This is a genomic window from Pseudomonas meliae (genome assembly GCF_001400515.1).
Lineage (GTDB): Bacteria > Pseudomonadota > Gammaproteobacteria > Pseudomonadales > Pseudomonadaceae > Aquipseudomonas > Aquipseudomonas amygdali.
Window position 1 is genome coordinate 216 of sequence record NZ_LJQT01000472.1, and the last position, 9275, is coordinate 9490.

Annotated in this window: 8 protein-coding genes; 1 reads left to right on the plus strand and 7 read right to left on the minus strand. The window is 54.7% G+C overall.

The window, feature by feature from the left end:
- Positions 1 to 351: 351 nt before the first annotated feature.
- Both ALO64_RS21840 and mobH read right to left on the minus strand, forming a co-directional pair.
- Positions 352 to 1788, minus strand: a complete 1437-nt coding sequence (locus tag ALO64_RS21840; protein WP_054991800.1) for a site-specific integrase — start codon at positions 1786 to 1788, stop codon at positions 352 to 354.
- On the minus strand, positions 1785 to 3713 hold the full coding sequence (gene mobH, locus ALO64_RS21845) for a MobH family relaxase (RefSeq protein WP_082303513.1): 1929 nt from the start codon (positions 3711 to 3713) through the stop codon (positions 1785 to 1787). The genes ALO64_RS21840 and mobH overlap by 4 nt, the downstream gene beginning before the upstream one ends.
- Before the next feature lie 609 nt (positions 3714 to 4322).
- On the opposite strand from mobH, the gene ALO64_RS21855 reads away from it, so the two are divergent.
- Complete coding sequence (locus ALO64_RS21855; RefSeq protein WP_044322497.1) at positions 4323 to 4733, plus strand: DUF3742 family protein; 411 nt, start codon at positions 4323 to 4325, stop codon at positions 4731 to 4733.
- Positions 4734 to 4789: 56 nt separating this feature from the next.
- On the opposite strand, the gene ALO64_RS21860 is transcribed toward ALO64_RS21855, so the two are convergent.
- From ALO64_RS21860 to ALO64_RS21880, 5 genes are all read right to left on the minus strand, one after another.
- Positions 4790 to 6346 carry a conjugal transfer protein TraG N-terminal domain-containing protein gene (locus tag ALO64_RS21860; protein ID WP_044345313.1) on the minus strand — a complete coding sequence of 519 codons (1557 nt, stop codon included), beginning with the start codon at positions 6344 to 6346 and terminating at the stop codon, positions 4790 to 4792.
- Complete coding sequence (locus ALO64_RS21865; protein WP_044325011.1) at positions 6343 to 6711, minus strand: hypothetical protein; 369 nt, start codon at positions 6709 to 6711, stop codon at positions 6343 to 6345. Before ALO64_RS21865 ends, ALO64_RS21860 begins: the two co-directional genes overlap by 4 nt.
- The gene (locus tag ALO64_RS21870; RefSeq protein WP_044345312.1) at positions 6708 to 8105 is read right to left on the minus strand and encodes an integrating conjugative element protein; all 1398 of its coding nucleotides are present in this window, start codon (positions 8103 to 8105) and stop codon (positions 6708 to 6710) included. The genes ALO64_RS21865 and ALO64_RS21870 overlap by 4 nt, the downstream gene beginning before the upstream one ends.
- Complete coding sequence (locus tag ALO64_RS21875; protein WP_044322302.1) at positions 8102 to 9040, minus strand: TIGR03756 family integrating conjugative element protein; 939 nt, start codon at positions 9038 to 9040, stop codon at positions 8102 to 8104. The genes ALO64_RS21870 and ALO64_RS21875 overlap by 4 nt, the downstream gene beginning before the upstream one ends.
- The coding region (locus ALO64_RS21880) for a TIGR03757 family integrating conjugative element protein (protein ID WP_094195109.1) at positions 9037 to 9275 on the minus strand (239 nt) is incomplete at its 5' end. The genes ALO64_RS21880 and ALO64_RS21875, both read right to left, overlap by 4 nt.

Below are 9275 nucleotides of genomic sequence, written 5' to 3' on the forward strand. Positions count from 1 at the left end.
AATCCCCTTACCCCGACCAATTACTGTTGTTACAGAGCTCGATCTTTAGATTTTTAGGTATTCGGTCATTGCAAAAAAGCGGACAAGCGTCTTGGTGCGTTTAACCAGGCAAGCAGCCGTCTGGAGCGAAAGATAGCGCCAGCATCCGGTGATGTCAAATTAGAGCGCCCCGTTCCAAGCTAAAGCTTGTGGTCGGGGCTTTTTTTTGGAAAAAATTGCTGTGCTGTGCTGTGCTGGCGTAAGCCCTCCTGAAGCAGTCATTAGGCCTCATAACTAAATAATCTGCAGTGCGAAGCATCTGCTGATAATGGCAGATTGAGCATTTTTACAACTGTCTCTATGGCAGCTGGATCACCATGACCTGCCTATCCTTCCGCTCATTTCCAGCATTTCAGGGCGTAGATGCCGAGCATCCTGGCTTGGTACAGGTCTGTCCTCGATCACTGGTTCAGTACCAGTTCCTCCGCCGGCAATGTTGTGTTGTACCCACTTGGTGAGTTCGCCCAAGCTTCTCAACAGATCTTCCGGGCTGGAGCAGCCTAACGGTAGTTGCCTAACAGCAGGGTCGCCTTCATTCAAGGGGGACGGTATGTACTCGTGACTTCCTGACGTGATATCTGGTGCAGCCTGTATTGTCGTACCCGAGTGCGAATTCAAAGGGGCACTTTGTTTTTTGCGCTTTAACTGCACAGTCTGGGCGGGCGTTTTGCCCAAGACGTGCCCCGATGCTCTGTCGGCAAATGCTGTCCTTTCGTGTATTGACGAGCCCGAAGTCAAGTCCCTCACTGGAGCAGCTACAGAGTAATGTTTTTCAGCTCGCTGCGCCGCATCTGCTTTTGCCAAGTAGCTGATCTTGGCCGGTCGCTTGCCTCGCTCATTCATCACCGCTCGCATCATCTCGTAGTCAGGCTCTATGTAATCCATCGTCGTTGCGATATTTGAGTGGTTCAGTTTCTTGGTCAAATAGATATTGCGCTCTGGCAGCGTCATCAGCTCGCTGGCGATCGTGTGACGAAACCGGTGAGGAGTCATGCGTACCCCGGTCATCGCGGTGAGCTTTTTGTACATGGCCTCCACCTGATGAGAGTTCATCTCCTGACGACGGTAGTGACCAGAAAATCTGTTTACGTTGAACAGTTGGTCTTCGGGCTGAAAACCTACTGCTTTAGCAGCATTCATGATGGTTTCCAACTGTGCCATGAGCCCATCCGGGATCGGAATCATGAACTCACGGTGAGTTTTCTCTGTTTCACCTCTGACTCTGATCAGACGGTCGCCCAGGTACACATCCGCATATCGCAGGCACAGCAGCGCGTTGAGCCTGAGCCCCGTGTAGTAGAAGGTTTCGAACACGGTGAGCCAGAACCAGGCTGGAGTAATTTCTGTCCGTTTTCCAGTGGCGCGCTCTTCTGCTGCCAAAACCTTGAGCCAGTTACGAGCGCGGACGCTAGCGTCGTTCGCAACTGTCTTTTTTGGGCGTTTGGGTGGCAACACACCCGTGTTTTTAAGTGGGTTAGCAACCATGTCTACCAGACCGTGTTCGATCGCGTAGCCGTAGATGGTGCGCAAATGACTGGAGTACGTGTTCCAGCTGCGTTTTGAGATTCTCTCCAGTTCGGCTCTGCGCCAGTCGAGCATGTCCCGGTGCGTCGTCTCGCTTGCCAGACGGTCGCCGAAGAATCTGACATAGGATTTGGTGGCAGCCCAGTAGATCTTGACGGTGTCGGGTCTCAGGTCATGAGTGAGGATGTATTCCTGGGTCAGCTCAGGCAGTGTCATCGTGTTCATTCAGATGGTTCCTTATCTGCCAAGTCCGCCAAGCTGATGACCGGGTTGTCATAGGGCACTTCGCTAAAAACGTCGGTGGGCTCAATGAGTAGGTAGCCCCGCAATTGCTTGCTTTTGCGCGGTCCTTTGACCAGGCACGTCCAGATGTTCAGGCCTGCGGGAGTCTTGCGATGTTTTTTCAGCTTCTCGAAAGATCGCTGGACCAATTGCCAGGCTTCGAGATCGCGCTCTTTTGCTTCATGCTCAATCGCCGGATGCTCAAACGCATAACGTTTGAAGATGTCAGGACTGACCAGAAATGCGGTGCTGTCCGCGGTATGTACACGCGCTTTGGCGTCATTGATGATGATCCGGTGAGAGATTACGCCGCCCTTCAGCCAGGCCAAGAAGTTGGCACCGTGATTCTGGGCCGAGTCAGTCGAGTTCTTGGCGGTGTCAGTTGTTGGAGTTGTTTCAGACATGGGAAGGTCAGGCATAGCCTGCTTGGGTTGGCTAAGCCGAGCAGCAGGTTTGGGCGGAGGAGAAAAAGGGATCTGATCGTCGTCCGTGCTCTCCGGGCTACTTTGTACTGGTGCAGCTGGAGCAGCAGGTACTGGATCGGGAAATAGATCGAGCAGCTCATCCAGCGCATCAAAATCTTTTACGGGGGCCGGTGCTTGTTTCTGCGAGGATTGCTGCGCCGTCCGATTGACCGCGGCAGGTATCTCCTTGTTGTTAACTGCCGATAGTGGTTCGGCGGCTCCCACAAGCGCTTGCTCGACTTCTTCCACCGCTCCTGCGGCTTCCACCGTAAGGGTGCCGGTATACGCCTCTGGTCTTTCGGTGGCGTTCGGCCAGATCAGTGCCGGCGCGATTTTCAGTACCGTGAGCGTGTTCTTCCAGCCTCGACCATTGTCGATGCTGGCCTTCCAGATCGCCTTCCCCTCACCATTGGGTTGGATGATTGCTTGATCCTGGAGCAGGTTGGACATGGGAGCATTGGACGTCGGAATGTGCTCAATGCCCTGTGACAGCAGATGAGCCCTGAGTTGGTCTACCGCAGGCTTGCTGACAAGCCACAAGCCGTCCTGCGTCAGCCAGCCGTCTGAAGGACCATCGGGCTGGTTCAGCTTGAATTTCTCAGAGATGAGCATCCTCAAGCCTTCGGCCAACTGCCGCTGAATGGATTGTTTAGGCGCTGACATTGCCCGACCCGGATTGCCGCCGAGTTCTTGCGCCACCGATGCCTGGTCTGCTTGGGAGACAATTTCTCCCAGGATGTCGGCATGCTCATATTGCCCTGCGAACGAGAACACCAGTTGGGCCCAGAGCTCGGGAAACCCGCTGAGCCAGTCCAGTGCCTCCGCCGAAATGACATTGGCGTAGATCAGCGACGAAGCAGCTCCATGCAACCGGTAGTCGCGACCTTTTACGTACTTGAATCGGTATGGCTGATCCAGTGGCCCATGCCATGGATGCCAGGTCGTGCCGTCTGCCAGTTCCACCTTGACGTCTACAGCAATCTTGCCCAGGTCATGGACGAGCGCACCATAAGCCGATGCTGCAGACCATGCTTCGGACTGGGCTGCCTGTGACTCGGGCGGGGCTCCGATGGGCAGCAGATACATTTGCCGGATCTTCAGTGCGTAGGCGACGATTTCAAGACCGTGATCCAGCATGCCGCCATGATAGGCATGGTGATGATTCTCCGAGGCAGGGAGATGCTGCACCAAGGCTGCGTAGCTCTTGAATGCCTGCACGTATAGCGTATCGAACTGCGTGCGGGGCAGGGACGTTCGCTGCCAGATGTTTTCAATGAGCTGACGCCGTCGGGGAGTAGACAGTAACGCGTCGGCAGACTCGGGTTTGGTAAACCCTGCAGCATTGGAGGGCGTGGCTGGCGATGTTTTTCTTCGCTGAAAGAAACTAAGCATTGAGGCACCCATGATGAAGTCATGGTGGGCCTTTTGCTCTATAGGGCTCAGCGTGACAAGTCGAAACCCATATCCATCCTGGAAAGGTTATGTACATGAGCCGCCACCTGAATGGTTGGGATCCAAACAGTGTCAGCGAACCGATGTTGCCATGCTTGCCAAAGAAAATGTAGTCTTCAACTGCTTGTTTAGATTGGTTTTTTGTAAATTTCAATTCGTGCAAAGCTGCCTTTCTAGCCCTTTCGGCATCCACTTCCGGCGGGCTCGCCGGCCTTTTCGGGTAAGGCACTTACCCTTATTCCCCATTCCATTCAAACCCTTCGCCTTGCCCTTTTGCTTCAGCCCATTTTCCCCTTTGGTGCTGACAATCCGGGGCAGGTAAAGATTGAAATCCAGTGAAAGGCCCATGGCAGCGCTTCATATCTCCAGATGAAGCGCACGATGGCTGGGACTGCTGTTCAGTCAAAACACTGTCGACTCGGGCGGCTCAACGGTTGGTATCTGTTGCCCAACTGCTCGTTGAGGGCTTGATTTTCAAGGGGGATTGAGCTGAAGATACCCACTCATGGGTTATCAATTGATGTCAATACGACATGCTCTAATCGACCGGCGAGGTGACACATGACCCCAGATGCCAATACGGATTTAAGCGGTGCAGCGCGTTTTGGTCACGTGCTCGGTCGTGGTCTGCGTCGAATACTCAATGTTGAGCGCGCGTTCTGGTTGTTGCTCAGCCGAGCTGGCGTGCCTGGCCTGATCGTGACATCAGTTAAGTGGGCTGCCCGTGTGGCAGTGATCGGCACGTGTGCATTCTTCGCCGCTTGGGGGCTGTTGTACGTACTGTCCTTCACTGTCCTTTTGGCTATTGGGCTCGGTATCGTGAATAGCTCTTCTGTTGAAAATGGTCTATACACACCGCAACTGGATATCTTCGGTGACGCTTTGGAAGATGAACACATCAGTGGCGATTCAGGGTGGATGACTGGTAATCAAGGCTATGGCTATTACCAAAATGGTTTGAAACAGTCGTAAGGGTATTGGTTTATGGGTGCCGAGATGCATTTGTCTCGGCACCTGCAGTGTATAGCCTATTTTTTCATGTTTCCTTTTACCTCTGACATGATTATATTTGCGCCGCCTCCTCCCGCTGATTTGGCATCTCTCGTACCGTCAGTCAATCCTTGCATTAAACCGCCAATCGTTGCGCCGCCCCATCCCAAGGCGAGCACCCAGAAACTTGGTAGCACAATGAACATCGCGCCAATTACGAAGTCTAGCAGCAAGTCTCCTTGAGCATTGCTGGCTCCAAACACGGGGTCAAAATTGGAGTGGGGAACATTGCTTCCTATCCCGTTACCGTAAAGTGCATCTAAAATCGTGCTGTCGACCCAGCGTGCCAGTTGGAACCAGAAGTCGACAAAGATCAATGCGAACGCAGCAAAAGTGATCGTCATAACGACCTTCAGATCAAACATTCCTACGACTAGCACAAACGGGATGCAGATGATCAGGGCCATCTTTAGGAAGGCCATTGCCATTGGTGCAGCCTGCCGAACGCTGTCCATGGCGGGGTACATCATGAGAGCCCCAGCAGCCTGACCGACGGTAGCAGTCAAGCGCGTCACATCGTTAGCCACTGAGCCACCCACTTGGCCGCCGTAGTCGGTATACACCTGTCCCTGCGTCAGTTTCTGTTTCCTTGGGGAGACCAGATCGCGAATGACCGAGTCGTTCACCTCATTCGGGGTCATGAATTTTGCCCACTGAGCGAGCTTGCTCAGCAGATCTGGACTGACCTGTTCCAGCAGTCTGGCTCTTAGGCCGATGCTTGCGTCCGACCACCATTGCGACCACCATTGAGTGCACGTAGGAAATCCCCCACCACCAGTTGTTTGTGGCAGGCCCGCATCTCTTGTTGCGTCGTAGGGCCATCTGGTCCGAGGACTGTGTGACCTGAACCCAGAGAAACCATCATCATAATAGCCTGGCGTCTGCAGGAAGAACCGCGAGCCGATCCAGTTGACGTCGTTCAATTGCTCTTTGGTGAGCGTTGGTTGAGTCATGAATAGTCGCGACCGTGCCAGTGCGTAGCAGTCGTTGGTAAAGTCGGCGACTTCCTGTGCCAGTAGTGGGTCGTTGATACGCGCTCTATTCACATCCATTCGAACTTGTTGCAGGTCTACACCACAAGGGATCGCCGCGATGGAGGCTGCGGTTGCGGCTTTTGACATCGCATGTACGAATAGCCACCACACAGGAACAACGGCGCTTTTTCCATTCAACGTACTGAATGAGGTATTCCAACCCGTATCGACCGGGTTGGGTACCGAATACTTACACTGCTCCGAGCGGCTTCGATCAAACTGCAACGTGTCGATGCTGACCGTCACCAGAGGCATGCAGCAAACAATGATGACCAGAATCGCGGTGTAGAAGCGGTTCTCGACTCGGGCCAGTGAGAGCACCCCTTTGTTGCCTTCGTCGGCCCCCTCGGCACGTGCCTTGAGCCATTCGCTGATGATGATGGCGGCAAACGGCGCGGCCACCAAGCCGCTGTCCTCAATCATGTTCCAGACGCCGCTGTTGATGATCCAGCCGACCAGCGTGAGGTAGTATTCCAGATAATCATTGGTGTGTAACATCATTGTGTACTGACTCCCTCGAGTAGGCCGGCACGCCGTAGCTCCATCAATGCAATCAACAGCAGGGCGATCACCTCACATCGCATTAGACCTGCGGGAATATCGGACGATGCCTGGTGAATCAGGTGCTTCCTAACTCTGAACCATGTTAACGCTAGCGCCGTATAGACCATTAACCTCCAAGCCAGCATCGCTCCGTAATGTGCCTTCTGCCATTCACTGAAACGCTCCAGATCACCGAACACCATGTTGACGAAAGTCAAAAACACCACGACCAGCAGCACCGTCAGTAATGTCAGTGATAGAAAAGCCAAAATCGCTTTCGCTGTTTTTTTAAGTCGTCCAGGCTTTAAAACGGTGGATATCATGGTGCGTTTCCTTTCGCAGGATTTTGCAACTGGTCAAGACGATCAGGCGTCGGGTCGCCTTGGAAGATGCCTTTTGAACCGTCTCTCCTGATTTGAGCACGTTGGAGAATGGCTGTCGGAGAGTTGCTGGCCAGATTGCGCCGCATGTCCAGCTCGGTCTTCAGGTTGTCAATTTCCTGTTGCAGGTTGTTGTTCTGCTGACTGACCGCCTGCTGGGCCACATCATTGGCGGCGATGTTCGGTTCCTTGCTCCCGGTAAACAGGGTGCGTTGAAGCAGCAACGCTTTGCCCAGCACATCCGATAAAGCGAGCTCTGAAGCAAGGCGTTTGGCCAATATGTCCTGGTCGTGTTCGGAACGAAGGGCCTCGACCACGCCACGCGTCACAGGTAGAGAGCTACTGCTGGCTTGCGACAGGTTCTCCTGCGTGAGGGACTTGTTGCCTGAAATGAGCTCCTGCAGTGCCTTGAGTTTTGAGTCGTAGGACTCTTGAATGAGGGGCGTGAGTCCAACGCCGGCAGTGGAGGTGGTTTTGGTGCAACCCTCACACGTGCGCTGTTGCTGCTCTCCCAGAACACGGTTGGCGAATGTGGTTGCATCCTGCGGCGAAGGCCAGGTAGAGCACACCATGCCGTTGTTGCAGCTCGATGGGCTGATAGACGCTGTATCAGCGGCATTACGTCCGTTCAGCAGGTTGTATCCTGCCCGAGTGACATCGCCTACGACCTTGATCGGGTGCTGGCCCGATCCGCCGGCCTTGCTTCCACCCACCCAGGTGATACCGTCATTCCCACCTTGCTTTTCGACCTGAGCAACGGCTGAGACCGCGTCTGTGTTTCCGGTTTTCACTGCCTGACTCATGGCCTGGCCTTCTGCGATCTTGTCCCAGCCCATTTGTCCGCCCGCGACATCAAGCATCTTGTCCGCTATGGCGCGGCACGTGCCTTTGGAACGGTCGAAATCAAGACGGCCTTGCAGGATGCCGTTGGTGAGCAGGTTGTAAAGCGCTGGATTGGCGCGCTGGATAATCAGCCCTGGCAATGAGGCCACTGCGCTGGTGGCGTTGGAGATCATCGAGCCCATGATCGTCTGAAAGCCGGAAGTGGCACCGTTCAACTGATTTTCCAGTGTATTGTTCAGGCTCATGTTTCCGCAGACCAGGTTGCTGTTCCAGCCACCGCCAATGCTGATGCTGTCCATGTTCCCGGCGCTTCCCATGGTCACGGCGTTGCCGCCACCGACGCTGTACAAGACATCGTCACCGATGACGCTGCCGGACGAGCTCGCACTGATCCCCGGCGTCTCGGCAAGGGCGCTGTGGACCGTCAGGGCGCTCATAAATGTGATAGTCAACATGGCGGCGCAGCGCATGATTGAAGTCCTCTTGATCATCATTGAAAGTCCGTACTGCCAAGAAAGGTTTGTCCTTGCCGCTTGCAGCAGGAATAGGGTCGCCATAGCGCCCAGGCGTATGAACCGTCTGTGGCTTGCATGCCCGGGCCAAAGTTAGGAAATACAGCGCAGCTCGCACTGAGAGTAGGAGTGAGCTCTTGCCATTTACCCGTGGCAGCGACGCCCTCAATCAGTTCTCCTGCAGGCCAATAACCTGGCATCGGTAGTGCGCGTAGGGGTAGGTAGACATGGACTTGTCCAATTCTGGTGACCACATCGCCAGCACGTTGAGCAATGACCGCAGCTGCCTTGTAATCGTCGGCTTGATGGATGAAGCCGCTCCGGGGGTAAACGCTACCCCACATGTCCCCAGAGAAAAGGCCGCCCACTTCTCTGCGGCCAGGGATGAGCGCCTCCGGGTACACCGATTCAGGAACGCCGTGGCGCCAGGCAACCGTATCCAGTGTGCTCAAGAGATAAGGCATGTATGGAGTAGCAGCACCTGGGCAGGCGTAGCCAGAAGCACTCGCAAACTGGCTGAACGTTGCTCCTCCTGGATGTCCGATAACGTCAGCATTTTTGAATTTAGCCAGGCTGTCTTCGTTGTTGTGATTGGTGGTCCCGTCGCCGCCATCCTGGGCGAATGAAGTTGATGAGCTCAACGAAGAGACCTCCATCCACGGGTTTTCACCGGTATTCGAGTAGCTTGAGACCACGGCGTCTGGAACGAAGTGACGAACCTTGGTCGATGTCTTCACCTTGCAGCCAAACGGGGTGCAAAGCAGCCAGTAGCAGATTCCGACCACCTTGTATTCCAGGCAGTCGGGCGACAGGGTTGAGGCGGCGAGGGTGGCAGATGTCACTGTGCCGGCTGCCGCTGGCCAGGTTGAGATCGACAGCGCCAATGTCGCCCACGCCGAAGGCTTGCGTAGGTTCATTGCGGCGTATCTCCCTGACCAGCGTCGTTTTGATGTTGGGCTGCAGTACGCCACTGGGCAATGCGATGTTCCGCCGCCAGAACATTGGTTTCGCCATACACAACAAACGTGCGGTCGATCACCACAGCAGGCACCTTCGTGACCCCGATGCTCCAGGCGTCTACGAGGTTTTGTTGAGCTAAGGCCAGGTCGCGTTGCAAGCGCTGCGCATCGGCGCTCTTGAGGCGTTGCTGCA

Coding starts and splice junctions, on each gene's coding strand:
- ALO64_RS21855 (WP_044322497.1), top strand. CDS start 4,323: ATGACCCCAGATGCCAATACGGATTTAAGCGGTGCAGCGCGTTTTGGT.
- ALO64_RS21875 (WP_044322302.1), bottom strand. CDS start 9,040: ATGAACCTACGCAAGCCTTCGGCGTGGGCGACATTGGCGCTGTCGATC.
- ALO64_RS21870 (WP_044345312.1), bottom strand. CDS start 8,105: ATGATGATCAAGAGGACTTCAATCATGCGCTGCGCCGCCATGTTGACT.
- ALO64_RS21865 (WP_044325011.1), bottom strand. CDS start 6,711: ATGATATCCACCGTTTTAAAGCCTGGACGACTTAAAAAAACAGCGAAA.
- ALO64_RS21840 (WP_054991800.1), bottom strand. CDS start 1,788: ATGAACACGATGACACTGCCTGAGCTGACCCAGGAATACATCCTCACT.
- ALO64_RS21860 (WP_044345313.1), bottom strand. CDS start 6,346: ATGATGTTACACACCAATGATTATCTGGAATACTACCTCACGCTGGTC.
- mobH (WP_082303513.1), bottom strand. CDS start 3,713: ATGGGTGCCTCAATGCTTAGTTTCTTTCAGCGAAGAAAAACATCGCCA.